This is a genomic window from Glaciimonas sp. GNP009, assembly GCF_054343755.1.
In genome coordinates this window covers 2,009,390-2,035,933 of sequence record NZ_JBTGUV010000004.1, presented here as the reverse complement: position 1 = coordinate 2,035,933, position 26,544 = coordinate 2,009,390, and the positions used below count along the sequence as shown (strand labels likewise).

20 protein-coding genes are annotated in these 26,544 nt (G+C 49.5%); 8 read left to right on the top strand and 12 right to left on the bottom strand.

Going from position 1 to position 26,544, the window contains the following annotated elements; genetic code table 11:
• The first annotated feature begins 384 nt into the window (after positions 1-384).
• Both ACXX82_RS09870 and ACXX82_RS09865 read left to right on the top strand, forming a co-directional pair.
• Positions 385-1,590, top strand: a complete 1,206-nt coding sequence (locus tag ACXX82_RS09870) for a glycerophosphodiester phosphodiesterase family protein (RefSeq protein ID WP_323507604.1) — start codon at positions 385-387, stop codon at positions 1,588-1,590.
• Positions 1,591-1,815: 225 nt separating this feature from the next.
• Complete coding sequence (locus ACXX82_RS09865) at positions 1,816-3,069, top strand: 6-phosphofructokinase (RefSeq protein WP_322234154.1); 1,254 nt, start codon at positions 1,816-1,818, stop codon at positions 3,067-3,069.
• Between the two features lie 127 nt (positions 3,070-3,196).
• Here ACXX82_RS09865 and ACXX82_RS09860 read toward each other — a convergent pair whose 3' ends face one another.
• From ACXX82_RS09860 to msrB, 7 genes are all read right to left on the bottom strand, one after another.
• Complete coding sequence (locus ACXX82_RS09860) at positions 3,197-3,523, bottom strand: barstar family protein (RefSeq protein WP_322234152.1); 327 nt, start codon at positions 3,521-3,523, stop codon at positions 3,197-3,199.
• A gap of 245 nt (positions 3,524-3,768) precedes the next feature.
• Entirely contained in the window at positions 3,769-5,430 is a 1,662-nt protein-coding gene (gene ggt, locus ACXX82_RS09855; protein WP_322240301.1) for a gamma-glutamyltransferase, read from the bottom strand.
• Between the two features lie 410 nt (positions 5,431-5,840).
• Positions 5,841-6,860, bottom strand: a complete 1,020-nt coding sequence (locus ACXX82_RS09850; RefSeq protein WP_322234150.1) for a polysaccharide deacetylase family protein — start codon at positions 6,858-6,860, stop codon at positions 5,841-5,843.
• An 88-nt stretch (positions 6,861-6,948) separates the two neighbouring features.
• On the bottom strand, positions 6,949-8,256 hold the full coding sequence (locus tag ACXX82_RS09845) for a DEAD/DEAH box helicase (RefSeq protein WP_323507606.1): 1,308 nt from the start codon (positions 8,254-8,256) through the stop codon (positions 6,949-6,951).
• 413 nt (positions 8,257-8,669) lie between these two features.
• Positions 8,670-9,083 (bottom strand): VOC family protein, encoded by a 414-nt coding sequence (locus ACXX82_RS09840; protein WP_458562841.1) that lies wholly within the window; start codon positions 9,081-9,083, stop codon positions 8,670-8,672.
• A gap of 215 nt (positions 9,084-9,298) precedes the next feature.
• Positions 9,299-10,024 (bottom strand): peptide-methionine (S)-S-oxide reductase MsrA, encoded by a 726-nt coding sequence (msrA, locus tag ACXX82_RS09835; protein ID WP_416186789.1) that lies wholly within the window; start codon positions 10,022-10,024, stop codon positions 9,299-9,301.
• A 41-nt stretch (positions 10,025-10,065) separates the two neighbouring features.
• Positions 10,066-10,668, bottom strand: coding sequence for a peptide-methionine (R)-S-oxide reductase MsrB (gene msrB, locus ACXX82_RS09830; RefSeq protein WP_323507607.1), 603 nt, complete (start codon positions 10,666-10,668; stop codon positions 10,066-10,068).
• Between the two features lie 137 nt (positions 10,669-10,805).
• On the opposite strand from msrB, the gene ACXX82_RS09825 reads away from it, so the two are divergent.
• Complete coding sequence (locus tag ACXX82_RS09825; RefSeq protein ID WP_458562840.1) at positions 10,806-11,129, top strand: hypothetical protein; 324 nt, start codon at positions 10,806-10,808, stop codon at positions 11,127-11,129.
• A 14-nt stretch (positions 11,130-11,143) separates the two neighbouring features.
• Here ACXX82_RS09825 and ACXX82_RS09820 read toward each other — a convergent pair whose 3' ends face one another.
• Positions 11,144-11,539, bottom strand: a complete 396-nt coding sequence (locus tag ACXX82_RS09820; protein ID WP_323519401.1) for a hypothetical protein — start codon at positions 11,537-11,539, stop codon at positions 11,144-11,146.
• Positions 11,540-12,387: 848 nt separating this feature from the next.
• Here ACXX82_RS09820 and ACXX82_RS09815 point away from each other — a divergent pair.
• From ACXX82_RS09815 to ACXX82_RS09795, 5 genes are all read left to right on the top strand, one after another.
• On the top strand, positions 12,388-12,933 hold the full coding sequence (locus ACXX82_RS09815; protein ID WP_322234140.1) for a hypothetical protein: 546 nt from the start codon (positions 12,388-12,390) through the stop codon (positions 12,931-12,933).
• A 387-nt stretch (positions 12,934-13,320) separates the two neighbouring features.
• Positions 13,321-13,626 (top strand): hypothetical protein, encoded by a 306-nt coding sequence (locus ACXX82_RS09810; protein WP_323518821.1) that lies wholly within the window; start codon positions 13,321-13,323, stop codon positions 13,624-13,626.
• Positions 13,627-13,628: 2 nt separating this feature from the next.
• Positions 13,629-15,371, top strand: a complete 1,743-nt coding sequence (locus ACXX82_RS09805) for an SPM autocatalytic domain-containing protein (protein WP_458562839.1) — start codon at positions 13,629-13,631, stop codon at positions 15,369-15,371.
• Positions 15,372-15,415: 44 nt separating this feature from the next.
• Entirely contained in the window at positions 15,416-16,057 is a 642-nt protein-coding gene (locus ACXX82_RS09800) for a hypothetical protein (protein WP_458562838.1), read from the top strand.
• A 2-nt stretch (positions 16,058-16,059) separates the two neighbouring features.
• Positions 16,060-19,875, top strand: a complete 3,816-nt coding sequence (locus ACXX82_RS09795) for a calcium-binding protein (protein ID WP_458562837.1) — start codon at positions 16,060-16,062, stop codon at positions 19,873-19,875.
• 352 nt (positions 19,876-20,227) lie between these two features.
• On the opposite strand, the gene ACXX82_RS09790 is transcribed toward ACXX82_RS09795, so the two are convergent.
• From ACXX82_RS09790 to ACXX82_RS09775, 4 genes are all read right to left on the bottom strand, one after another.
• Positions 20,228-21,589: a carbohydrate porin gene (locus tag ACXX82_RS09790; protein ID WP_458562836.1), complete on the bottom strand. Its 1,362-nt coding sequence runs from the start codon at positions 21,587-21,589 to the stop codon at positions 20,228-20,230.
• Positions 21,590-21,787: 198 nt separating this feature from the next.
• Entirely contained in the window at positions 21,788-23,227 is a 1,440-nt protein-coding gene (locus ACXX82_RS09785) for a PepSY-associated TM helix domain-containing protein (RefSeq protein WP_458562835.1), read from the bottom strand.
• A 178-nt stretch (positions 23,228-23,405) separates the two neighbouring features.
• Positions 23,406-25,802: a TonB-dependent receptor gene (locus tag ACXX82_RS09780; RefSeq protein ID WP_458562834.1), complete on the bottom strand. Its 2,397-nt coding sequence runs from the start codon at positions 25,800-25,802 to the stop codon at positions 23,406-23,408.
• Between the two features lie 122 nt (positions 25,803-25,924).
• Entirely contained in the window at positions 25,925-26,404 is a 480-nt protein-coding gene (locus ACXX82_RS09775; protein WP_323506183.1) for a DUF2946 domain-containing protein, read from the bottom strand.
• Positions 26,405-26,544: the final 140 nt, after the last annotated feature.

Sequence of the window (26,544 nt, the reverse complement as noted above, 5' to 3'; positions counted from 1 at the left end):
AGTCCGCCCTGTCAAACTGGTTGAAAAGTTTCTGGGTTTAGTTTTTAGGTGACTTTGAGCTCATGTTTCTCTCGCCAAAATCGGGTTTGCTACGTTAGCTAATAAGTTGTCAATTTTCGGTGGTTTTTAACCGTGACAAAATGATAGCTGCGTTGTGCTTTCCTTGCCGTACTAATCGTACTGTCTGCGTCGGCACGCCTTGCCGGGCCGAATTTGCGACAGTCCACGGTTATTGGCTGACAATTTTTTTAGGTGAGTTTCAGGTCATGAAGCGGTCACCAAAATGGTGTTTACTACGTTATCTAATAAGCTATCAATTTTCGGCATTTTTTAACCGTGCCAAAATGCTGCTGGTGACTTCCCTAAACGCATCTCAAAGGACTTATGAAACGATTACTGACTGTTACCGCCTCACTCATCACCGCTACGTTATTGATCGCAGGGTGTGCTGGCAATAATGGCAATTTGCAAACTGCCGGACGTAGTGGCGGTGTCTTTAAAACATTGGATGGCAATCCGCCTTTGATTGTTGGGCATCGTGGGTTGCCTGGTCTTTATCCTGAAGAAGTCATCGCTGGTTATCAGGCTGCGATTGCCGCCGGTACTGATGCGCTCGAACTGGATTTGCAATCTTCTAGCGACGGTGTTTTGTTTGCCTGTCATAACGTTTTTTTGAGCGACACAACCGATGTTGCTAGTCACCCCGAATTCGTCCCACGCAAAAAATCGCGCATGGTGGATGGGGTTGCTACCGGTCCAGAGTGGTATTTCAGTGATTTCACGGCTGCCGAGCTGAAGACTTTGCGTGTCAAGCAGCCAATCGCTACGCGTAGCAAGCAATATGACGGTTTGTATCCGCTGGCGACGTTTCAGGAAGTGATTGATCTTGCCAAGGCGACTATGGCCGCCCATCCGCAACGCAAAATGTTTATTTATCCGGAAACCAAAAATCCGATTTATCAACGCCAGTTAGGTGTGCCGCTGGAAGAAAAATTGTTGGCAATGCTGATTAAAGAAGGTTGGAATACGCCAGACTCGCCCGTTTTTGTGCAGTCGTTTGAGCCGACTAGTTTGAAGTTAATGCGCAAGATGGGGTTGAAAACCAAGGTCGTGCAATTGATCGACGGCGACGGCACCAATTTTAAAACCGGTGCAATGACCTACGGTTCGCCCGACACTGCTAAACCTTACTCATGGCTGCAAGCTAATGACCCGCGGACTTTCGCGGCAATGGTCACGCCAGCCGGTCTGGCAGAAATTAAGACTTACGCAGATGGTATTGGGCCATGGAAGTTATATATTTTGCCACCGCAGGGCGTTGATGCATCCGGCAATGCGGTGAAATCGTTAGATCAGGCCTCAAATATGGCGCCGACAAGTTTGGTCGCTGATGCGCACAAGGCGGGTTTGTTCGTGCATCCGTTCACGTTTCGTGATGAAGGTGTGCGCCTGACCAAGACCTATAACGGCGATCCTAAAGCGGAATACAAGGCGTATTTTGACTTGGGTACAGACGGTGTTTTTACCGACTTCTCGACGACCGGCCGCGTGGCGCTGACCGAGTGGATGAAGGCTAACGCGGCTAAGTAAGCAAGCCATGCAGTGCTATTCAAGCCGTCGCTGAATTGATGCGCCGAACGGGTGTCAAGGTGTTTGCGCCATTTTTTGCTATGCGTCTCACCGTCCGTTCGGCCCGACGTATCAGCTTCGGCAGTTTTGTTGATCAACGGCCGTCGAGTAGAAACGATTGCAATCTGCGTCGCAACTGGCAATACTAGCCAATGTGAATGTATCGACAACTCGGAGAATAAATCCATGGCTAAAAAGAACGCCTTTTACGCGCAATCCGGTGGCGTCACCGCTGTCATCAATGCTTCCGCCTGCGGATTAATCGAAACCGCGCGCAAGCATAAAGACACTATCGGTAAGGTCTACGCTGGTCGTAACGGCATCATCGGTGCGCTCACTGAAGACTTGATCGACACCACCAAAGAATCGGTCGCCGACATCGCAGCCCTGCGCTATACGCCGTCGGGTGCATTCGGTTCCTGCCGCTACAAATTGAAAAGCTTGGAAGCCAATAAGCGTGAATACGAACGCCTGATCGCCGTGTTTAAGGCGCATAACATCGGGTATTTTTTCTACAACGGTGGCGGTGATTCGGCTGATACCTGTTTTAAAGTCTCGCAGTTATCGGAAGCATTGGGCTATCCGGTGCAAGCCATTCACGTGCCAAAGACGATCGATAACGATCTCCCGATTACCGACTGTTGTCCCGGTTTTGGATCGGTCGCCAAGTACGTTGCGGTATCAACGCTGGAAGCCTCGTTCGATGTCAAATCGATGGCCAAGACTTCCACCAAAATTTTTGTCCTTGAGGTGATGGGGCGTCACGCCGGATGGATTGCGGCAGCGGGCGGACTGTTGATTGATCACAATATTCCAGTGGTGATTTTGTTTCCGGAAGTCGTATTCGATCAGAAGAAATTTCTGGCCCGAGTCGATGCAAACGTTAAAAAATTTGGTTATTGCACCATCGTCGTGTCAGAAGGATGTCATTACGCGGACGGCAGATTCTTGGCCGAACAAGGCACTACTGATGCATTCGGTCATGCCCAGTTGGGTGGCGCGGCGCCAGTCGTGGCGAACCTTATCAAGGATGCGCTTGGCTATAAATTTCATTGGGCGGTGGCGGATTATTTGCAGCGCTCAGCCCGTCACATCGCCTCTAAGACCGATGTCAAGCAAGCTTATCAACTGGGTCAGGCGGCGGTTGAGCTGGCGGTGAAGGGACGCAATGCCGTGATGCCGACGATTCAGCGCTTGTCTGACGTGCCGTATAAGTATCGGATTGGCGTGGCGGACCTGAAAGACGTGGCGAACGTGGAGAAGTTTATGCCAAAAGACTTTATCAGCCGCGATGGGTTCGGGATTACCGAGAAATGTAAGCGCTATCTGTTGCCCCTGATTCAGGGCGAGGATTATCCGCAATATGAAAACGGTTTGCCGCAATACGTCACGCTTAAGAATGTTGCTGTAGCGAAGAAGTTAGCCGCTTTTAAAGTGTAGTTGACTTAGTCTAATTGAATTAGTGTTGTTATCTTTTGCAAGATTAAGCATCCATGACGCTTAATCTTGCACCTTGAGATATCGGCGCTATTGTCCACCTGCACTGCGTCCAAGTTATCACTACAACTCAGCACAACCGCAATACCAATGCCAATTTTTCGCCATAGTCGTCATAACGCTCATTGATAGCGCTGACGCAAAATGACAATTCCTCGACGATGTCGGGTGACTTTTGTTGCAATAGTGCGCTGTCGTGGAGTTCGATGATCAAAGTTTCATCGGGCTTCAATTTGAATTTACTCATGCTCTCGTCGTCGCGCAAATAGCTCAGACAGTCAATCCAGGCGCTCATGTTGCGTCCGTAAAAGTCGGGGAAACCGAATATTTTTTGGGATTCGGTGTGAAAGGCATCCCAATCGGTGATAAGGCTACCGTCTAAACGGACTGTTGGCATGATGTTATCTCGCTAGGTAAAAGGTGCAGTGTTCGATTTGATGGACAGACTAATTTTACCCATGTAATGGATTGATGCTGTGAGTAAATCATTGACGCTGATCGGTCTCTGATTGACTTGCTTGAGTCAACGTATCCAAATTAGGGGCGGCTCCACGGTTTTGTCGCCGCAGAATAGAAAAGAGGAAGCGCATGCGCTTCCTCTTTTATACCTTTTTCAAGTCAATGCTGCAACTTTGGCAGAAGTTAGTAACCGATCGCGGCACCGGCAGGACGACGACCATCATTTGCGCCGTAATAGTATCCAGGCAAAACCTTGCCTGAAACGCCAGCGTCGTTACCGGAACTAGTCGCAGAAACACCCGCTGCACCCGGCACGCCCATCATGACCATTTCAGCCGCACCCCATGGCGTTTGTTCGGTCATTTTGTAACCCATTCCACGCAAGACCTTCAGGGTATCCGCTGACATACCGCGCGTTTCGTAATACACCTCGTCCGGCAGCCATTGATGGTGGAAGCGTGGTGCGTCAACTGCTTCTTGCGGACTCATGCCAAAGTCGATCACATTGAGTGCGGTTTCCAATGTGATAGTGATGATGCGCGAACCGCCCGGAGAACCAATCACCATAAAAGTTTTGCCGTCTTTGGTAACCAAAGTTGGTGACATCGACGACAGTGGACGTTTGCCCGGCGCAATCGAATTGGTTGCACCTTGCACCAGACCGTACAGATTCTTTACACCGATTTTGACGGTGAAATCATCCATTTCATCATTGAGGAAGAAGCCCGTGCCCGGCGCAATCACTACCGCACCAAAGCGACCGTTAATGGTGTAGGTGGTCGATACCGCATTGCCTTCCTTATCAACGATAGAATAGTGCGTCGTTTCAGGTTTTTCGTGCGGCGCCATACCGGGTTGTACCTCTGCGGACGGAGTGGCTTTATCGGCGCTGATCTTCTCACGAATCGATGCGGCGTAAGGCTTGCTCAACAGACGCTCTAGCGGATTTTTCACAAATTCGGGATCGCCCAAGAATGTGTTGCGATCCATGTAAGCGTGGCGCATGGACTCTGTCATCACGTGGACTGCCGCTGCGGAATTAAATCCCATCGACTTCAGGTCATACCCTTCAAGCGTGTTGAGGATCTGGCACATTGTCGCGCCGCCCGAGCTTGGCGGTGGTGCGGATACAAATACGTAGCCGCGGTAATCGCAGGTCACCGGCGCAGTTTCGGTAATCTTGTAATCAGCAAAATCGGCGGCAGTAATGATGCCTTTACCGCTCTTGGATGCCCGCTCAACTGCCTCTGGAATAGCGCCTTTATAAAAGGCGTCAGGACCGCGGCGGGAAATAGCCTCAAGCGTCTTGGCCAGATCCTTTTGCACTAGTCGGTCGCCAGGTTGTAACGGCGAGCCATCGCGGCGCAAGAAAATTCTACTGGCTTCAGGATCTTTTTTGAAGTACTTAATCGTTGTATCGAGAATATCGGTATCGCCACGATTAAGGATGAATCCGTCACGCGCCAGCTTGATCGCCGGCAGCATGACTTGCGCGCGCGTCAACTTGCCGTATTTACGCTGTGCAGTGTCCAGACCAAGCACGGTGCCCGGTACGCCGACCGCCAGATAGCCATACAAACTGGCATCGCCGATGACTTTACCGTCAGCATCCAGATACATATTGGCGCTTGCCGCAGCGGGTGCTTTTTCGCGGAAATTAATAAAAGTATCGCGTCCATCGGCTAGGTGAATGGTCATGAATCCGCCCCCACCGATATTGCCGCAGCACGGATTGACGACCGCTTGCGCATAACCGACTGCGACGGCAGCATCAACGGCGTTGCCGCCCATTTTCAGGATATCTACACCAACTTGTGAGGCTAAATGCTGCGAGGTGACGACCATGCCGTTTTTTGCCTCGACCGCCGGCACGCCGACCGCATTAACATTCCCAATTAAGGCCAGTGCGAACACCGACGCAACCAACGGTTTTAACCAATTTTTGAGATGCATACATTCCCCTTTTATGGACTAACTAAAACTTGAAGATCATTCAAGCTTGCGACTTAAGGCTTATTACTCATTTGCAAATTAAAAATGACTGAAACCCGTAGCGAACTGATATGGTGTTCGCCTGCTAAGGCAAAGGCTAACGGAGGTGGCAAGGACCGCATCGTTCAGATCGGTGGAATCGGCAGATGCCAGTGGTTTCAGATGATTCTTAATGAATAAGTAATTAGGCTGACAGCTATGCCATTGTAGCTAGCTGCGCTATTGTTGTGTAATGGTTTACGTTGTTTCTGCACAACGAGAGGCTACATCCATGCCCATAAAAAATTCCAGAAACCGGGTAAGTGAGTGGTTTGCTCACCATCACGCACACTTCTGGCCAAGGCGGCGCGCTCCACCGCCTCTTTGTTCTCGTAAAAAGGTTTGGCGGCGGTTGGCAAGTGCACTGCCCGCGCACAATCCAGCAGAATCTGTAAATATTCGGCCATGTGATCGGCGGTATAGCCGTTAATGTCGTGGAAGGTGACGACCACCGGAATATTTCCGTCGACCACCGGCAACTCGCCCGCTGCGATTCTTTCGCGTACATCGGTCAACAAATGCAACATGTTCGAGCGTCGCCGCAAGCTCGCTTTGAAGCCGTAGATCTTGCCGTCATTTGCGCTCAAATCAGTGAGCAAAATATGCATGCCGTGCTGTTGATAGACGCCAAAAGTGCGCTTGTCGTAATTCCAGAACGGCGGCCGAACCAGTTTGGGCGCACTTCCCTGAATGGCAACAATGTCGCCAATTCCCTCATTGAGCGACTCGTCGAATTTTTCCGGACTAAGAAAGCGATGATTGGCGTGGCGCGGCGTAGCGGTATGAAAGCCCAGCAAGTGACCTTCTTCCACTTCACGGCGTAATATATTGCGCCCAAAATCGGTTTCTCCCGCGCCTGATGACCGGGTTTGCACAAAAAAGAGCGCTTTTATGCCGGGCTGTACGGGATTCACCAACAGCGTGTTCAGGATGGAAAGCGTCGAGTTATCAGTCTTCGGTCTGGCGGGGCCATCGTCGAAGGTGAGCAAAAATCGGATCGGCGGTTGAGATTGCAACGCCGCTGCAGTGCGCGGTGACATCGGGACTGGCTCAATCGCGCAGCCCGCGGCACTGAGCGCCACCAACATGATTATCAAGTTGGAAGCGATTTTTTTGAAACGGTTTGATGTGGTTGCAATGACGGTATAAATAATACCGCGGTAGCTCGGTGAAAAAAGAAGAGTAGTAGTCATACGCAGCAGACACAAAAAGAGGAACTTGCCCGTGGTAAAGGCGGACCTCATGATACGTCCGCCTAAAGGTAGATCAGCCAACTGTTACAAACGAGACGCAACTTTGTTAACTCGGCTGAGAGTGCTTCAACGCGTTCTTCTACTCTATCGGATCGGACGCTGTCGCTTCACGTAGTTTGTCTTTTTTGCTCTTACGTTTGCCTTTTATACCGCCATTAGCCGGATTATCCGGTGAGTTTTCCGATGTTGTATCGACTGAACTATTCATAGCAAAGGGAAGACCTGTGTTGGAATGCAATGTCTCGACCGGTTCAAAGCCTGCGATTTGTTCACGGGGGCAGCGCACATTATGGCGTTTTTCTATCAGCCGAAAATGGGCTTCGGTATCAGCACTGATAAAGCTGACAGCGATGCCGGTCTCGCCCGCACGACCGGTACGACCGATCCGGTGCGTATAGTCAACAGCCGACCGTGGCAGGTCATAGTTCAACACGACCGGCAATTGCGGGATATCAATACCGCGCGCGGCCACATCGGTGGCGACCAGCACCTGCAACTCGCCGGCTTTAAATTCTGCCAATATCCGGGTGCGCGCACCTTGGCTGAACTCGCCGTGAAATGCCGCGGCCTTAACGCCTGAGCGGTGCAATTTTTCAGTCACGTAATCGGCGGCATATTTGGTCGCGACAAAGGCCAGTACGCGATCCCATTTATGTTCTTTCAACAGATGCACGAGCAATTGCGTGCGGCGTTTTGGATCCACCGCAATAGCGCGTTGCACAATGTCCGGCTGATTGTTTGGCTCGGCCGCCACTGCGATGCGCGTGGGATTGCGTAATATTTTCCTGGATAGCGCTTCCACTGCGGGAGGAAATGTTGCCGAAAAGAATACACTTTGTCGGGTCATCGGTAAGAGTGCCAGAATCCGTCCAATTTCTTCCGCAAAACCCAAATCCAGCAGGCGATCTGCCTCGTCGAGTACCAACATCGATACGGTCGAAATCGTCAGTGCGTGATGGTCAAGCAAGTCGAGCAGACGTCCCGGTGTGGCGACGACGATATCTGCACCGCCACGCAACGTCATCATCTGTGGATTGATCGACACGCCACCAAATATCGTTACGATCTTTAATGTTTGCGCATTGTGCTGTGCAAGTAGTTGTAGTGACTCACCGACCTGCACAGCCAGTTCTCGCGTTGGCACTAAAATCAGGGCACGCACTGACCGGTCCCGAGACTTTTCGCTGGGTGTTTGATTTAATAATTGTAACAACGGCAAACAAAACGCGGCGGTCTTACCGGAGCCGGTTTGGGCCGAGCCCACGACATCGTGGCCCTGCAAAATGGCGGGAATAGCAGCTTCCTGAATCGCGGTGGGTGCAAGATAACCCAGGTCATTGACGGCGCGCAGAAGGGAGGGAAGCAAACCCAATGAAGAAAATGGCATAAGGGAATGGTCGAATTTCGATTTAATGAGACTGAGAAATGGCACTAATTAGGTGGCTGAATTCGTGCCTGACAAGTGGCTGAATACCTGGCCATGTGTGCCCTTGCATGGCTATTTGGCACGCGATGGTGGATTGTCGCTTGAAATGGCTTCTTTTACCACCGGCATCGAAGTGCGTGGATCCGAGAGCGCATCAAAGAAGTTGATTACTAACCAACTTCTTTGATGCGCGGTCTGGGACTTATTTGATGGTGGAACCGTAATGGCGGCTTGGCACGTATTAAGAACGCAAGAGACGTTCATCTGAGCGATCTGCCTCCCGCGCCGTTTAGGGGCGCAGGTAATATCAACTCGACATATCGCTAAACGTCAGGTCGATTGGGGAAATCGGGACCCGGACCTCAAGCAACACGTCACTCCGGTCTCTTCTCACAATTAATCATCCATGGAGTACCGAACTGGTCGGTGAGCATCCCAAAACGTTTAGCCCAGAAAGTCTCCGCAATCGGCATCTGTATCGTGCCGTTTTTCGCCAATGCTGCAAATGCGCGTTCGGCTTCTTCCGGTTCATCAATACCCAGCATCACATGAAAACCTTTTGCTGCCTCATAGCGTTCAGGCGGACTATCCGCACCCATTAATAGTTTATCGCCCACCATCAGGCGTGCATGGATAATCTTATCGCGCCACTCCGGTGGCGTCTGCTCTGCTATAGGCGTATCGCCGTGCGTCATCATCGCGACGATTTCACCGTCCAGACAGGCGGCATAAAAGGTAAATGCTTCCTCACATTGTCCATTAAAGTTGAGATACGGATTCATTTGCATGGTCGGCTCCTTAAAATGGGTTCAAACTGTTTTGAGCCATTGGAATTACTTCGCCCCAATATGGCTAAAGCGACATGTTCTCCCATAGGACCGATACAAACTTTTAATGTTCCCCCATCATATCGGCTAATTCACATAATATTTTTCTTGAAAAAAATGTCAAGAATTGACCTTGCTTTGTCATCAAACGCGTCTTAAGTCAGACACCATCACTACTAATAACCACTGGCAACCGGTACATTGGTATAAAGTTTTGGGAAGACACGTTTCAGATTGTCGATTTTAGGTAAGTCATTGAACACGATGTAAGGATACGTAGGATTGTGGAGCAAGAAATCCTGATGATATGCCTCCGCCGGGTAAAATCCTTGTAATGGATCGACACGTGTCACGATGCTGGCCGGAAATGCATGCGCTTTTGTCAGTTGCGCAATGTAGGCTTGGGCGATGTTTTTTTGCGTGTCATCTGCATAGAAAATATTGGAGCGATATTGCGTGCCGGTATCAGGCCCTTGCCGGTTAAGTTGGGTCGGATCCTGTGTCACCGAGAAGAAAACCTGGAGTAATTCGCCATAGGAGACGACTGCCGGATCGAAGGTGATCTGAACCGACTCGGCGTGCCCGGTTTTTCCTGAACTGACTGTCTCATATTGGGCGCTGTTCTTATCGCCACCGCTGTAGCCAGAAACAACCTTGTGTACGCCACGAACGTGTTCGTACACGCCTTGTACGCCCCAGAAACATCCTCCAGCGAATACGGCCGTTTGAAGCGGGCCTTTAGTTTTTGCGATGTTGGCCTCGGGTGGCGCGATGATGACGGGCGCCTCGGCAGCGTATGACGCGGTTGTCCAGGCAATGCAGGTGGCGCTTGTGATGCCCATTAATAGCGTAAAAATAGTCCGCATAACGATTTTTGTATGGCGTGGTTTAAGAGATTTCATTGTGTCCTCCTGATGATTATTCATTCTACAGCGACCGTAGATTAGCCGCGCGCGACGAAACGTAGCGCAACAGAGTTCATGCAATAACGTAAACCGGTTGGCTTGGGACCGTCATTGAAAACGTGGCCCAGATGCGCGTCGCAAAGATGGCACGAAATCGCATCACGTTGCAACCCTAAACTATTGTCAGCATCATTGACGACATTGTGTGTCGATATAGGTTGCCAAAAACTTGGCCAGCCCGTACCGGATTCGAATTTTGTTTTTGAGTCGAACAGTGCCGTATCGCAACAAATACAGCGATAAAGTCCATCTGCATGGTTATCCGCGTATTTCCCTGTAAATGGGGTCTCGGTTCCCGCCTTGCGCGTGACTTGATACGAATCAGCAGAAAGCAAATGTCGCCATTCATCATCAGTTCTGACAAGTTTTTGTATGGAGGCCACTTTCAGACTCTTGCCCGATGCCGAAAAATATTCAATGGTGACTTCGTGACTTTTGGCTGGTGTGGATAGCGTCGCCGCCATTGCCTTACCAAGCAGATTACTGGCGACAACGGCGCTCACGCCATACTTAAGCAGCATGCGCCGTCCGAACTTTGTTTCGCCAATGATCAATGCACATTTTTTATCTGTTGCGTTCATGATGCATCCTTACCGAAAGATGAATGTTTGATGTTGCGTCGTGCTGAGTCGTGTAATTTCGCTGCGACAACATCGACCGATGTACACGTCACTAATGTCTATTAAGTCGTCAATTTGAGCAAAACCTTACACCCGAAATGAAATTTGTTTGCCGCCGGCATAGCTGCGGACGGGGCCAGCGCGCAACTATTGCGTGGTGCTTAGCCGCTTTTCTAAAGACTGGTCGCAACAACCATACTGCATCGTTCGATGCCATGAATGACGTGGTGTCGCACTCCATGCAACATATGACCGATGCCGATCTGGGTAGCATTGCCGTATATCTGAAGTCACTAGCGCCCAAAAATCTACAGGCAGTGCCATTTAAGGCGGACAGCAAAGTCGCAACGGCTTTATTTAACGGCGTGGTAAGTACAACTGGCGCGCAGATTTATCTCGACCGCTGCGCTTGCTGTCATTGATCGGACGGTAACGGTTATAGCAAAGCTTTTCCTGCGCTGGCTGGCAATGCCGTGCTGCAAACCGCTGATCCAACCTCCGCAATTAATATTGTATTGTCAGGCAGTGCGTTACCAGCGACCAGGACAGCTCCATCGGCGCTCACCATGGCGGTGCGGCAACGGCTGCACAAGTCGCCAAAATCTGCAAAATGTCGGTTCCGGTCAAGGCTGAAACTGCCGGTTCCGGTCAAGGCTGAAACTGCCGCATCACTTGCGCCCGGACGCGCGAGAACTTTCCCCGCGGCCGAGCTTGCGACAGCGTCCTCTCGATAGGTGACATCTTTAATCTCACACCAGCTAATGAGACCAGCAGCATTCTGATCTACGTGATGGTTTGCGTAAATCAGAAACGCATTTAACGCTACTTTCATTTACTCTTCAATTTCTTTTAGCCAGCTTCGTGCTGGCTTTTTTACGTCTGAAGCGACGATCTACAAAGAAATCAAATTGTCGCTCATCCCCGACATGATCAACATCAAGCCCAACATTAAGCCTGACAAAAAAATACATCGATAGCGCAAAAAACACTCTGACAATCTTGCTAACAAAATTTTCAAAGAAGTAGAAATGAGTCAAATCACGATCACCTTTGGCATTTTAATAGTGTGATCAACTGATCCAGCATGAGGGGAAGTGTATTTTGTAGAATTTTCTCTGTTAATTCGAGAATAGTCTCGTATCAATCTGGAAATTTCATTTGTAGAATTGAAGCCAATTAAAAATAAAAGAATAACGAGAATAGGTCACGAGAGCGCTCACCGCGATTGCAGTTACGCCACCACATCTTGACACCAGATCGAATAACGGTCGATGAAAATATAAATAACGGAATGAAGTCGTTCCGATCCAAACATGATTGATCAGTACTCCAGGCGCGCAACGCTCCTCGATATTTAAACAAAGTGAGAACTTACGCAAAACTGTCCCAGCAATGGGGTTGCAAACCTTGCTGACGGTGACAGTGCGCTAGTGCTGAGCCGTCAAGGTCTGGCCTTGTCGGCGGCTAGGAAAGTACAACGGAGTTGGACAATTTTGCGTCAGTCCTAAAAGTAAAGAAAAGTTTTTAACCGACAAATACTGACAGAGTTATAGACAGAATCAACCAAGGAACAGTGAGCATGAGGAACGCATTTTGCATGACGATACGCATACCATTTTACTTAATATTTTTTCTGATGATGAAATCGGTTCTAGTTAGTTTCTTTAGCGAGACGACACATTGAAACAAATACACTCCAAAGACCGCAAAGCGACTTTTACTTTGCCTGCCGAACACCAGCGTGACAATCCCAACAAAGACCGCATTACCTTTGCTTTTCATTATCCGGATATGACGCCGATAGCGCAGGGAAACGCACCTGAAAAAGATGAGATAAAAATATATTTGAGCCCTGCATTCGCAACTGATCGCCTTAATACCAGCTATGCAAAAAATCTGGAAGAAAATGCCATAGATTACTTTGATCCGATGCGGAGCGAAACCAAATATCGCACCGGCCGGGAAGGTATATACCGGAAGTATCAACTAGGCAAACCAGACAAGCCGGATTTGGTAAGCATCTATTACATCTTTCAGGCAGCCGATAAGCAACAAGTATGGGTGAACGACCCCGCGCGCTGGATGTGCGTTTTTAAAGTTCATAGAACTGTCGATTCGTACTTCGATGTGCAATACACGATTGCCAAATCGCTAGGCAAAGACTTCTTCGAAATCGACAAAATCGTCGCCGAACTGATTCACAAAAATATAACCATTCACCCTTGATTAGAGTAATCAAGCATGACTGCAATTGAATTGTGTCTTGGTGAAGTGTTGAGTTTAAGGCGGGTGGTTAGCGACCACCTATTTATTGAGGTGCGAAGTGGACAAAACTAAGGAGACAAAATGAGAAAAAAGGTCGCTGCATGATCAAACGTAAGCGGTCATGGCTCCGTATTTTTTGGATATTTTTGATGGAGATAGTAATTTTCATATTTTTATATTTTTGTCGATGGCATCGCAATGAGGGATTACATTGATATATCTTATATTCGAATTTTTTTCATATTAATTGTTACAGTTTTTCCCGATGTATATGTTTGTCTTTGTATAAGAGCATTCAAATATTTTGGGGGCTTAACACATTTAGAATTTTTTATAGAAAATTTATACATGTCATTTTCTATAATCAATGTTGCGGTTTTTTCTTTGTTAATAGTTATTCGTGAAATTTCATTTGATAAAACGGCGTATAGAAATCAAGTCAATATAAAAAAATTTCTAAAAGATAATTGGATATTTTTCTTGGTTGTAATAGCTCTTTATCTTAAGTTGAATGAAATTAAATTCCTCTCTCCAGATTGGCCATTAACGCAAGGTCGGTTGTTTATATTGTTTAGCTTGATAAGTGCATGGTGCACTTCTGCCGTTATCGCAAATACGGTAATTTACATAAAAAATATTTCTTATAAAGATTGAACATGGACTCCACTGTAATTACTCGTAAGCAAGCCGCTACTCATGCAATTAGTAAAAGTATAAGCCGCCTCGTTGATCGATATGAAAAAGGGGACACAGCAGGAGTAGCGCAATCACTTGCTCAAATTACTGCTGTCTCCGCTGCATATGTTGCTGGAACGTTAGCCGGATTTGGCAGAAAGTTTGCCGTTTCAGGCTTGGATCAAGCAATTAGGCTTTTAGGTAGAGATCCCAGTGGCCTGGGAAAAGTACTTTTACGTATGGGGTTAATTTCTGATCCTCTAGTTGCTCAGAGGCTTACCAACGTTGGGCGCGCTTTTGGGGCTGGGGCCGCTACGGCATATCTCGTCGATCAAGCTATTGATTGGGCGAATAAACAAAATCTAGGTGGTAAATTGTACGATGCACTTCACCCAGACGAAGCTGCCCGTGGCTACTTCAACCGTTCACGCACCTACCGCTACGATCCCTTAGTCCTCGACCTCGACGGCGACGGCATCGAAACCGTCGGCAGCAAAAACAACATCTACTTCGACAACAACAACGACGGTATCAAAACCGCGACCGGCTGGGTCGGCGCTGACGATGGCTTGCTCGTCATGGATCGCAACGGCAACGGCGTGATCGATAACGGAACGGAACTCTTCGGCAATTCCACCCAACTCGACAACGGCCACACCGCCAGCGATGGTTTCGGTGCACTGGCTGATCTGGATTCCAACCACGATGGCAAGATCGATAAAAACGACGCCAACTGGAATCAGCTCAAAGTCTGGCATGATCTCAATCAGGATGGCATATCTCAATCCAATGAATTATTCACGCTGGATCAACTCGGCATCGCCAGTCTCAACGTCAACAAAAAATCACATAACCAAACACTCGCCAATGGTAACCAGTTAGCCGACCAAGGTACGTACACAAAAACCGATGGCAGCACCGGCAACATGGGTGACGTGAATTTTGAAGAAGACGCCTTCCATCGGGAATTTACTGATGAAGTCGTGATTGCCGATAACGTCAAAGACCTGCCCGATATGCAAGGCGCAGGCAAAGTGCGCGACCTGCGCGAAGCCGCCAGCTTATCCACTTCGCTACAAAGCGTATTAGCGCACTACAGCGCCGCCACCACACGAGAAGAACAGCGCGGCTTGCTGGATCAAATGCTGTCCGATTGGGCCGACACATCCAGCATGACTAAAACCCTGCAAGAACGCGCTGGCAGTGCTTATACGGTGATCTGGCAATCGCTGGGCGGTCAGGTTATTACTGACGACGCCGCCGGTCGCGCCATCGTTGCCGCGTGGGAAAAGAAGCTGCATATTCTGGAAGCGTTTAACGGGCAATATTATTTTGCGATGCATAACCTGACCGGCATGGGTTATAACGGCTTCAAGATGGTCGAAGGCAAAAATGGTCAGCCTGGGACTATCACGATTAGTTTATATGCCGAACAGGTAAATAGCCTCAATCAAGCTTATGACGCATTGCAGGAATCGATCTACGGTTCACTGTTATTGCAGACACGGTTTAAGTCGTTGATTGATCAGATTGAATTGAAGGTGGATGCCCATGGGATGCATCTGAATGGTTTTGACGCTATTCGAAACACGCTGGATCAATTTGAACCAAGCGCGCAACGCGCTCTGGTGTTAAGCAAAGCGCTCAACAATCACCTGTTGAACACCCCAATAAGTGGACAAAATCAAAGTGCCGAAATAACGAGAAACAAGGTCGCTGCATGACGAAACGTAAGGGGTCATGGCTCCGTATTTTTTGGATTTTTTTGATGTCGATAGTGATTTTTATATTCTGTATTTTATTGTCGGTGGTGGTGTTCTATTTGATCGTTTCCAACACGAAGGACGATTCGGTGAAACAACTGCATTCGAATGATGGGAAAGCGACTTTCACTTTACCGTTCAAATACAAACCTAGTACTGCAAATAAAGACCGGATTATTTTTGCTTTTCATTATCCTAGTTTGGAACCGATAAGACCGGGATATGCACCGGAGGAAGATCAGATAACAATATATTTAAGTCCCACAATAGCACCTGATCGCTCTCGAGCAAATGCCGCAAAAAATCTGGAGGCTAATGCAATAGGCCAGTTCGACTCTCATCGTCCCGGATTGGAATACCACGTTGGACAATCTGGTATTTATCGAATGTATCAGGAGGGTAATCCCGATAAGCCCGATTCTTTAACCAAGTATTACGTTTTTAAGGCAGCTGATGGACAACGTGTCTGGGTCGAAGACCCGGTTGATTTTATTGTCCTTTATAAAGCGCTCCGTACTATCGATTATCACTTCGATGTTCAATATACGAGTGCTAAAGAATTAGGCAAAAACTTCGCCAAAATCGACGAAGTCGTCACCACGCTGATTAACGAAAATACTACCTTCCAACCACCACCAAAGGAATAAAAATGTCTGCTATTGAATTATCGATTCATCAAGTTTTGAAGCTGCAAGAAATGGGAACGAATCATCAATACGCGGATGCGTACCGCTATCTGCGCGATATTGTCGGAGAGATGCAAAAGAGTAATTACACGGATCAACGTAATCGCCTGGAAACCTGGCTGGACCGTGCGGCTAGTATTAACGCCAATGATGGTTCTAGGTCCAGCGAGTTTGTGCGCGGAGCGACGGAGTCGATTGGGGAACAAATGGGTAAGCCGATTACAGAGAAAAAATTTCAGGAGGTATCTGATGGATTGGCAAGATCAGTCATTAAGCGAATTCTGGAAGAAAAAGGCATTCCCGATGCAGAAAAAATTATTGAAGAGGATGTCAGATCAGCGGTAGATGGTTTCAAGCTACCAAAATGGGCATGGGCCGGCACCATGGGCGATATCGTCCCAACCGTCTTCGGCGGACTCGGCAACGATTACGTCCAGCTACCTGACGGGGATGCACGAGAATACGGCGAAGCGTTCGGCAAAGCCGCCGCCGCAAACGCGGCTGGCGCGTGGCGCATGTTGGGCGGCGATGCCATCAGAGATTTCTTCAACCGTTCACGCACCTACCGCTGCGATCCCTTGGTCCTCGACCTAGATGGCGACGGCATCGAAACCGTCGGTAACAAAAACAACATCTACTTCGACAACAACAACGACGGTATCAAAACCGCGACCGGTTGGGTCGGCGCTGACGATGGCTTGCTCGTCATGGATCGCGATGGTAACGGCGTGATCGATAACGGTACGGAACTCTTCGGCAATTCCACCCAACTCGACAACGGCCACACCGCCAGCGATGGTTTTGGTGCGCTGGCTGATCTGGATTCCAACCACGATGGCAAGATCGATAAAAACGATGCCAACTGGAACCAGCTCAAAGTCTGGCGTGATCTTAATCAGGATGGCATATCTCAAGCCAATGAATTATTCACGCTGGATCAACTCGGCATCGCCAGCCTCAACGTCAACAAAAAATCACACAACCAAACACTCGCCAATGGTAACCAGTTAGCCGACCAAGGTACGTACACAAAAACCGATGGCAGCAGCGGCAATATGGGTGACGTAAATTTTGAGGAAGACGCCTTCCATCGGGAGTTTACTGATGAAGTCGTGATTGCCGATAACGTCAAAGACCTGCCCGATATGCAAGGCGCAGGCAAAGTGCGCGACCTGCGCGAAGCCGCCAGCTTGTCGACATCACTGCAAGACGTCTTGGCACACTACAGCGCCGCCACCACACGTGAAGAGCAACGCGGTTTGCTGGATCAAATGCTGTCCGATTGGGCCGACACATCCGGCATGACTAAAACCCTGCAAGAACGCGCTGGCAGTGCTTACACCGTGATCTGGAAATCGCTGGGCGGTCAGGATATTACTGACGACGCCGCCGGTCGCGCCATCGTCGCCGCGTGGGAAAAGAAGCTGCATATTCTGGAAGCGTTTAACGGGCAATATTATTTTGCGATGCATAACCTGACCGGCATGGGTTACAACGGCTTCAAGATGGTCGAAGGCAAAAATGGTCAGCCTGGGACTATCACGATTAGTTTATATGCCGAACAGGTAAATAGCCTCAATCAAGCTTATGACGCATTGCAGGAATCGATCTACGGTTCACTGTTATTGCAGACACGGTTTAAGTCGTTGATTGATCAGATTGAATTAAAGATAGATACCGATGGGATGCATCTGGATTATGGTGCGCTGGAAAAACACTTCAAGGCAGCGATTGCGGCGGATGGCATAAAAGGGTTGTACGATTTGATCGACTTTAATCGTGCAGCGGGAAGTGCGATGCAGGATTTTAGCTGGATTGGAGCTGAGATGATTGCCTTGGGTCTCTCCACACTGGATGCATCGCCTGAAATACAAAAGTTATTTGCTGAACTGAGCAGCGTTATGAACAAGAATGGTACGAAGAAAAAGGATTTGATTGTCGGTGGGAATGGAAATGATACTTTGAATGGCTACGCAGGTAACGATGTCATGCTGGGAGGGAGGGGCGATGATTCGTTAGATGGGGGTGAGGGCGATGACACGCTAAGTGGTAATGCTGGTGACGATCGTCTCAACGGTGGGGAAGGTAATGACACTTTGCTAGGTGGCGCTGGCAACGATACCTTGATCGGTGGCGATGGCAACGACATTCTGACCGGTGGTAAAGGGGGCGATACACTCTATGGCGGCCTTGGCAATGACACGTATATATTGCGCCGTGGTGACGGACATGACACGATCAGAAACGAGGATCGTGGTACTGATAACAGGGGCGGTGGTCGCACGGATGTCGTGATTTTTACCGACATGAATGCCAGCGATATTCAGAGTCTGCACACTGTCAATTACGATCTGGTGATCGAATTCGGAAGCGGTGACAGTCTCACGATCAGGAACTATTTTAATGACGCGACCTATCACATCGACCAGTTCCGGTTTGCGGATGGTCAGGTGTGGACCGGCTCGCAAATACTGGCTGCACATCCGGTTGTGGCGACCGACAATAATGACAATCTGGGATTTACCAATAGTGCAGATACGATCTATGCGCGTGGCGGTAATGACACTATTTATAGTTATGGCGGGGATGATGTCATCGACGGCGGGACCGGGAATAATTCCCTGTGGGGTGGGAGTGGCAATGACCGGCTATCCGCGGGTGATGGTGACGATGCGTTTTATGGCGAATCGGGCGATGATGTGTTGGACGGTGGCGACGGTAATAACTCTTTAGACGGTGGAAGTGGAAACGATACGCTGATCACCGGTGCTGGCAACGACAGGTTAAGCGGTGGCGATGGCAACGACATTCTGACCGGTGGTAAAGGGGACGATACGCTCTATGGCGGCCTTGGCAATGACACGTATATATTGCGCCGTGGTGACGGACATGACACGATCAGAAACGAGGATCGTGGTACTGATAACAGGGGCGGTGGTCGCACGGATGTCGTGATTTTTACCGACATGAATGCCAGCGATATTCAGAGTCTGCACACTGTCAATTACGATCTGGTGATCGAATTCGGAAGCGGTGACAGTCTCACGATCAGGAACTATTTTAATGACGCGACCTATCACATCGACCAGTTCCGGTTTGCCGACGGCAAGACATTGACCGGAACAGAATTACTTTCAGCATATCCGATTGCTCTACCCGAAGCTGCCGATAGCATGGGCGTTATGAACGCAGATCAGCATAGTCATGCTGACGTTAGTGATGATAACGGTCAAGCTGACAATGATGACGTTAAGAGCGAAGCAGATAACGACGACAAAGTGATAACAGATAGCATAGGCAAGCAGGTGGTTGCTGTGCATGTTAGCGAGGGAATCGCCGCTGCTGCTTTGCTGTTTGGACAAGCGGGCGATCGGGTGTTGGCTAAGGCTCGGAAACAGCAGGCAATTATTGATAATTGGTTCACGAAAGTGGATGGTCGTCGCGCGTTATCTTTGCAGACGGTGACTGACAATTCGACCGTTGATGCTGCCGGTTCTACTGATACGCTGCCCAATCAGAAGATTCCGCAGTTTAATTTTGATGCCGTTGTTGCGCAGTTTGAACAACTGCGAGGCACGCCTCCCGCTGTTAATTTGTGGGCGGAGTCGGCTGCGTTGCTCGATTTGCATCTCAAGAAGAGTAATGCGGCTGGTCTTGGTTGTGATCTGGTCGGGCAATATGCAAAGAATGGCCATGACGTCGGTAGTGCAGTCAATTCGGCGCAGGCAATGTTGGCACCGCCGCATTTCGGTGCGACTGATTTGCACGGGCGACGATAGTCATTTTGTAATCAACGTATCGGCAGGGAATGTTTAATCTTGCCGATATTTCATCCTACGCTAAGGCGTTACCCAAAATCGGTTTGGTGGGATTATTTGCCTGACCGTTGGTAAATGCCCTTAGTTGACGGTGTTGTTAATCTCGCTATCACTAACTCGCCTTTGGCTCAAACATGTTTCCCAACAATTCCCGCCGGATGACTAAAATACTGGCAGGGCCAATGACGGGGTAAGTCATTAGCAGCAGCCTTCGTAATTGACGAGATTCGGTGTGCGCTAACCTCGTCTACAAGGTCTATATATCAGCACGCTCTAGGGCTAATCGCTTGCCCAATCAGGGTCGGGCAAACAATTAAAATTCTGCGTGAAGCCGAATAGTCCCCACATTGACCGGACCGCGATCTGCGTTATAGGCGGGATTGGTAATACGTTGAGCGTCAAACATCAAGTAAGTATCTTTGTATAGGTGGATGTTGTAATACGCCTCCAGAATTTTTTCCGGTTTGTAATGCAATTTTCCATCGCCAATAAACGCACCAAGGCCACCTAGCGATAAATAGTCCTGATGCGCTTTGCTTAAGCCATTTTGCGCGACGGCAACACCAATCGTGTCTTTGGAGCGTCCCCACTGCTCGCCTTTTATTGCTACGCCAGCGGTGACAGAGCGTTCGATCTCGGTGAAAGAATACGTCTCGGTCTTGCCATCGTTTCTGCTGGCCCGGGCGAAGAGGCCAATGTCAGAGCGCAGTGCATGTTCCAGACTGAAGCCATAGCCAACCTTGAAACTGTCTTTGCGCACGGCAGCGACTGAAGGAATGCCGCCGTTGTCAGCGGCGATAGCATCGCTGAAACTGCCCATGTTTTCTTTGTTGCGGAAGACTAGAAATCTTACTTTGCCGACTTGATTGCCGAGGGCGTAGCCGCGTTCAATTTCAATTTGATCGCCGTAATACTTGGCCAGACGAGTTTCCAGCGGCTGTCCGTTGGACATAATCGGGACCATGAACCGACCGTAACGTATCGCCCAATCGTCATAGTAATATTCTGCCGCACCGCCCCATGTATAACCACGGGCGTCACCCGCATAATCGTATGCGCCGTAAGTCAAAAAGGACCAGTTAACGAATTGCGTGCGGGCATCGTGCGCGTAGGCGTTGTTATCGAAAATATCGGTGACGCTGACGTTCCCCAGCGTAACGACCAGCCGCCGCTTATCGACCATGCCAGCCAACTGATTTGGCCCGGATTCGACGGCATCACGCGCCCCGCCAAAGTCGAATGTTTGCCGTAAGAATAGCCGTGCACGATAAAACTTTGGGTTGGGTCCGCTGGTTTTTTGTTGCTCGCTATTGGTCATGCCGCCCAAACCATGCAAACCTGAAAGCGGTACTGCCTGGACCATTTCCGGATTGAAATACAGTTCTGCTCCACCCCAGAGCCGAAGGCCGAAATAACCGGTCGCTGTCAGGGAATATGCTTTTTCGCGTTCTGGCGACAAGCTGTTAGTGCCGCTATAAGGCGCATCGAACGACTGTTTACGCTGCCAGATGTAGGTTGACTGAAATTTTGCGTTCCATGTCTCGGGAGCAATAATTTTTTCTGCTTCCCGAGAAACTGGGGTCGGTTCTTCCTGGGCATTGGCCATGGGGATACTGATAAGGTAGGCCGACGCTATCAGGCAGCCGATAAGGGTATTTTTTTTACTTGTAAACATAGGGGCTCCGAGAACAGCGCGAGTCTATTGGCCGCCATTTTTTTAGTCAAGAACAATGGCGGAAATAAAATTAGCTTGCGCTCGCTACGTTGCTACGTGGAGACAATGACATAATACAGTAGCATATTTATGCTAGATGTTACTGAATCTCAATTTGATTCTGGTGACGTCATTTGTGATTAATGACCTAAAAAAGCATCAAGGTTTCTTTCTAAAAAATAGGGTGTCGCCTAACCACACAATAAGCATCGACACGCCCATCAATGGGAATAAAAACCCCATAATCGCCAGATATCCTTTCCATCGCTTGATGGAGGATGGTGGTTGCAGCACCCGCTTTGGCGCGCCCAATGCTTTTACTGGACGGCGTTTCCACCAGATCACAAAGCCAGTAATTGCCATTCCTAGCAGCGCTAATGAAATCGCTGCGCAAATCAGTTGATTCGCCAAGCCAAAATATTCGCCCATGTGCAAGGCAACACCTAGCGAGACTGCTTTGGACACGGGGTTGTAGTCGGAAAAACGCATATCTTTCAACATTTTTCCGCTATATTGATCAATATGCAGCGTGCGTTGTTGGTCAAGATCGGAGCGTAAAAATATCGAATTGCCGGGAGCATACGATACGGTAAATACACCGGATTTTTTTGTAGGCAGCGCGAGTTGATAGGTCAGCATGCCGCTGGCCGCCGCTATCGCCGCGACTTGATCGATGGAGAGTCTTTGCGGTGGCATCATGTGGACATGTGACATCGGCACGGTGGTCGCGCCCACCGCCCAGGGAATCTCGGCCAATGGGAGATCGCGCATCTTCATTGGTGGTGAGGGCATCGCTGGCGTGGAAAGGTTTAACGGCGCTGTCGATCCATGAATATGTTCGGTTTTAGACGCCGGTGCAGAATGATCGACATTCGCCCATGTGACGATAGCTTGAAAATTCTTGCCCCAGAAACTCGACCACGGTAATCCGCTCAAGATAAAAAACAAGGCACCGATTGCCACCCAGATACCGACGACCAGATGCAGTTCTCGCCAGATGGCGCGTCCGCGTAAACCGCCGCGTGGAAGTAACGTTCCCCATACAGAAAATGCTGTTCTGGGCCACCACAAAGCGATTCCGGTTCCCAGCATGATCAATGTCCAGCAAGCCGCCAGTTCCATTAACCATCCACCCCATTTGCCCAGCATTAGATCGCGATGAATCTGTCGTACCTGATTCATGATGCGATGTTCTACGCTGAGCGTGCCTAGAACACTGCCGGTGGTTGGATTGACGTACACGCTGGTGCTTTCGCCCGAGGTTAAACGGAATACCGCTTCGGTGCTGCGTTGCGGATTGGCGCTGACGCTTAACGAGGTGGCGACGGCCTCATTGGGAACCGCGCGGGCGGCAATCGCTAACTGCTTGTCGTAGCTAATTGGGTGTTGCGTGCTGGCGGCGACGAATAACTTGTCGCCATACAGCGCGGTATCGATCTGCGGCTTAAAGACATAGATCGCGCCGGTAATTGCCAGTGCGATCAAAAAAGGCATCACGAACAGTCCGGCATAGAAATGCCATCGCCATAAAATACGGTAATTGCGCGAGGCAGAAAGTGCTGAGTCGGTGGGCGATGGCGCTTGAAGGGTGGTTTGCATAGTTTGTTTTCGGTACTAAATGTGTTTTTACGGGGCGGTGACTAATGGCTAGTCGCTGCCCCTTTTGCGTCAACCAATAATTGGCGGTGTACAGCCGAGCTGATCTTAAGAGTGTGATAGAGAGTGAACAGGCGCTGTCTATACGGTATACGGTGCCTATCTGTCACGCATCTATCTTCTACATGCTGACTTTTGCTTCCATATAGAAAGTTCTGCCAGGATACGGGTAGTACACGTAGTAGCGTCGGTCGGTCAGATTGTCGATGCCGAATCCAAGCTCAGTATGTTTCGTCGGCTTAAACGTCAGCTTGGTGTCGAATACCAAAAATGAACTGGTGCCGCCAAAAGTATTGGGATTGATATCGGTATTTGTGAGCGTGTTGAACTGTCGCCCGGAGAAGCGCCCGCCAAGCATCACGCTGGCTTGCTCATTGAGGCGATAGGTGCTGACCAGATTTGCGCGCCACAATGGAATGCGGTAAAAATTCTTTCCAACCGTCGCCGGATTTTTGCTATTTTCCACAATGATTGAGCGTGTATAACCAACGCTGGCACTGAGATCAAGGCCGCGCAGGATGACATTTTCACCGGAATAACGCAGCTCGACGCCGCGCGAGCGCACGCGATCAATATTCTGGATATTCGTCACGTTAGGAAACACCGCCGTATTGGTTTGGCTAAACAAGGTGTTTTTTACATCATCTTCAAATAGCGACATGCGCAGCAGACCGTTCGATTGTGACCACTCGGCACTCAATTCTTTTGCCAGATCGTTTTCGGGCTTCAAATTGGGATCGTTATTCACTAACGTTGATCCGGTCAGGCTGCCTTGAAATAGTTCGCTCACCGTTGGGAAGCGATACGCGCGTCCTGTAGAAAAGCGGAAAGTCAGATCGGGCGTGGCCTGATACGACAATGCCACCTTTGGCGACCAATAAGATTCGGTGCGATTGCTATAGGCTTGCGACGAACCAACCACTGCGCGCATGCCATCATAGGCGCGCCAGTCTTCATAGCGCAATCCGGTGGTTAACTTCCAGCGTGAGGATAGTTGCCATGCGTCTTGGGCAAACAGCGCCTGTGTTTCGGTTTTGCCGGCAAAGGCATTATTGAATCCGCCGCCACCACTACCATCACCATCTCGCCAGTTGCTTAGATTTTTGGTCGTATTTTCCAGGAAGTAATTGTCGTAGTGATAGCCGAAGGTGGGCCAATGCGTCCCTGCGCTGACGGTAACCGGTTTGTAGTCGGTCACAAGATCGAGCGTTTTCCAACCGGAACCATCGCCGAAGGTGGCCACGCCGGTCAGATCATTTGGCAGTCCGCTGTTGGCGGATCGCGAAATGCTCTTTGAAATGTCGAAATAGGAAGCAATCGCCGAATAGTTCCAGCCGTTCGGGTGTTGGGTTTTGAGTGTCAGGCCATAAAGCTGATTCTCGCTTTCGCTGGCCGCGGGGGCAAAGAACCCTTTTGGGAGGTTGTATTGATAGCCACCAATATTGACCAGACCGGCGACCACAGGATTACCATTAGCGTCGCGCAAGAATGTTGTGGTGTTGTTATTCACTTGTTGACGCCAGTAGCCGAACGTCAATCCTGCCTGCAACGTTGGCGTGATGTCGTAAGTTGCTTTGAACTTGAACTGATCTTGCACGACGCGTTCAGCACCTTCGGAGTTCACGCCAAATAGCGTCGAAGGTGCACCGTTGGGATTGGTATATTGATAAGCGCCAGTGACCGGAACAGCCCCGCCAGTGGCTAATGTGGTGGAGCGCAGCTGGTTGCCATAGACGAAAGGTTGCCCGGCATTGCTGAGATGATCAATCCCCAACAGGAAGGACAGATTTCCAACCTTGTTGCCAATCGACGCGGTGGTTTTATTGCCATCAAAATGGCTATCCACACCGAACAGATTGAATTGCTGACGGAATACTTGGGTCTTCAGCGTGGCCTCAAGTTTGGTCGGTATTTTGGTTGTGATCGCCACGGTTGCTCCCATTGAATTGCCCGGGTATAAGGCCGAAAAAGGACCGTACATGACGTCAACCTGCGCAATATCTTCGGGAAAAACCATCGACCAATGCGGTGGAAAGCTGAATGTATTGCCTAGGAAATTGCTCAACAAAAGACCATCCGCGTACACCAATCCGCGTGCGGTCTGTGAGTTCCCATTGCCACGGACGGAAATGGTGGCGTTTTCATCACCGATAAAGCGCTTGCGAATCGCCATATTAGGCATGTATTTCAATGCATCTTCGGTGTTGATGACGTTCATATTTTCTACCTGTTGGGCGGTGATACGTTCACTCGTAGCTGGCAAATTGACATCAAACACTTGTTTTTCTCTCACCCCCGTGACGACGACTTCTGGAACATGACTTTCTTCTTCAGCGGCAAACGCAGGTTGAAAAAGGATAGGCAGGACAAAAAAAGAAAGCGGTAACAATGCCGCTGTTAAGTAGGATGACTGGCTGGATGATGAAGTGCGTTGTGATGCAACAAGCGCAATTGAACACCCGATGGCACGTGCATTAGCACGCACGACTCCCTTAGTTTGCGAACGCAAATTAAGCATAAACTTCCCCTGGATTTCACCTAGCGCTTTAATTGGCTAAGCAAATGAATAAGCACCTCCGCACGGCATAAGCAATGCAGCGGCGGCGACACTATCGTGTCAGCACATGACTAATCAGAAAATCAGGACTGCTTCAGGGGCGAGGGAGGATCGAGCGGATTGGTCTGCCCGCGAAATGGGCGTGGTGGATAGTAATCGTATAACAACGGCACCGCATGCGACGTCGTGACCGCCGTGACGACCATGATGTGGAAATAACTGGTGACGAGCGGGCTATGCGCTAGCAGCGTGCAGTAGCCGCAGGCATCGCCATGGTCGGCGTGACTGTCGTGACCATCGTGCCTATCGTGACCATCGTGACCATCCTGATTCGGGTGATCTTGGTGATCTCCAGTCTCGTTGACCAGGAGCGAGTAGTTGTCGCCCTTATTCGTGTCAAGATGAACTAATCCCGAGGATGTGCAGAGGTCATTGACTATCTGCGCCGTCCGCGTCGCCGTCATCGCCTTCATCGTTTGTGAAATCGCAGGCATGAACATGCTTAGCCAGAGGGCTATGAGGCACGTCCAGACGATGCGTTTTTGAAAACGGGTAAGTGACATGCGGTACTGACGGAGAGGGTGTCAACTATAAGTGAGGCCGTGACACTAGGTGTGGCATGGCTGACATGATGCAAATTCGGGACTAAAAATGATAATGATCCGAGCCGCGATAATGCTTTGGCATTCTATTGTGAAGGTGT

What these genes read in the sequence shown, in the direction of transcription:
- ACXX82_RS09870 (WP_323507604.1), top strand. Translation starts at nt 385, where the DNA reads ATGAAACGATTACTGACTGTTACCGCCTCACTCATCACCGCTACGTTA.
- ACXX82_RS09810 (WP_323518821.1), top strand. Translation starts at nt 13,321, where the DNA reads ATGTCATTTTCTATAATCAATGTTGCGGTTTTTTCTTTGTTAATAGTT.
- ACXX82_RS09840 (WP_458562841.1), bottom strand. Translation starts at nt 9,083, where the DNA reads ATGCAAATGAATCCGTATCTCAACTTTAATGGACAATGTGAGGAAGCA.
- ACXX82_RS09865 (WP_322234154.1), top strand. Translation starts at nt 1,816, where the DNA reads ATGGCTAAAAAGAACGCCTTTTACGCGCAATCCGGTGGCGTCACCGCT.
- msrA (WP_416186789.1), bottom strand. Translation starts at nt 10,024, where the DNA reads ATGAAATCTCTTAAACCACGCCATACAAAAATCGTTATGCGGACTATT.
- ACXX82_RS09805 (WP_458562839.1), top strand. Translation starts at nt 13,629, where the DNA reads ATGGACTCCACTGTAATTACTCGTAAGCAAGCCGCTACTCATGCAATT.
- ACXX82_RS09780 (WP_458562834.1), bottom strand. Translation starts at nt 25,802, where the DNA reads ATGCTTAATTTGCGTTCGCAAACTAAGGGAGTCGTGCGTGCTAATGCA.
- ACXX82_RS09775 (WP_323506183.1), bottom strand. Translation starts at nt 26,404, where the DNA reads ATGTCACTTACCCGTTTTCAAAAACGCATCGTCTGGACGTGCCTCATA.
- ACXX82_RS09790 (WP_458562836.1), bottom strand. Translation starts at nt 21,589, where the DNA reads ATGTTTACAAGTAAAAAAAATACCCTTATCGGCTGCCTGATAGCGTCG.
- ACXX82_RS09800 (WP_458562838.1), top strand. Translation starts at nt 15,416, where the DNA reads ATGTCGATAGTGATTTTTATATTCTGTATTTTATTGTCGGTGGTGGTG.
- msrB (WP_323507607.1), bottom strand. Translation starts at nt 10,668, where the DNA reads ATGAACGCAACAGATAAAAAATGTGCATTGATCATTGGCGAAACAAAG.
- ACXX82_RS09820 (WP_323519401.1), bottom strand. Translation starts at nt 11,539, where the DNA reads ATGAAAGTAGCGTTAAATGCGTTTCTGATTTACGCAAACCATCACGTA.
- ggt (WP_322240301.1), bottom strand. Translation starts at nt 5,430, where the DNA reads ATGGTCGTCACCTCGCAGCATTTAGCCTCACAAGTTGGTGTAGATATC.
- ACXX82_RS09795 (WP_458562837.1), top strand. Translation starts at nt 16,060, where the DNA reads ATGTCTGCTATTGAATTATCGATTCATCAAGTTTTGAAGCTGCAAGAA.
- ACXX82_RS09825 (WP_458562840.1), top strand. Translation starts at nt 10,806, where the DNA reads ATGAAATTTGTTTGCCGCCGGCATAGCTGCGGACGGGGCCAGCGCGCA.
- ACXX82_RS09860 (WP_322234152.1), bottom strand. Translation starts at nt 3,523, where the DNA reads ATGCCAACAGTCCGTTTAGACGGTAGCCTTATCACCGATTGGGATGCC.
- ACXX82_RS09850 (WP_322234150.1), bottom strand. Translation starts at nt 6,860, where the DNA reads ATGAGGTCCGCCTTTACCACGGGCAAGTTCCTCTTTTTGTGTCTGCTG.
- ACXX82_RS09845 (WP_323507606.1), bottom strand. Translation starts at nt 8,256, where the DNA reads ATGCCATTTTCTTCATTGGGTTTGCTTCCCTCCCTTCTGCGCGCCGTC.
- ACXX82_RS09785 (WP_458562835.1), bottom strand. Translation starts at nt 23,227, where the DNA reads ATGCAAACCACCCTTCAAGCGCCATCGCCCACCGACTCAGCACTTTCT.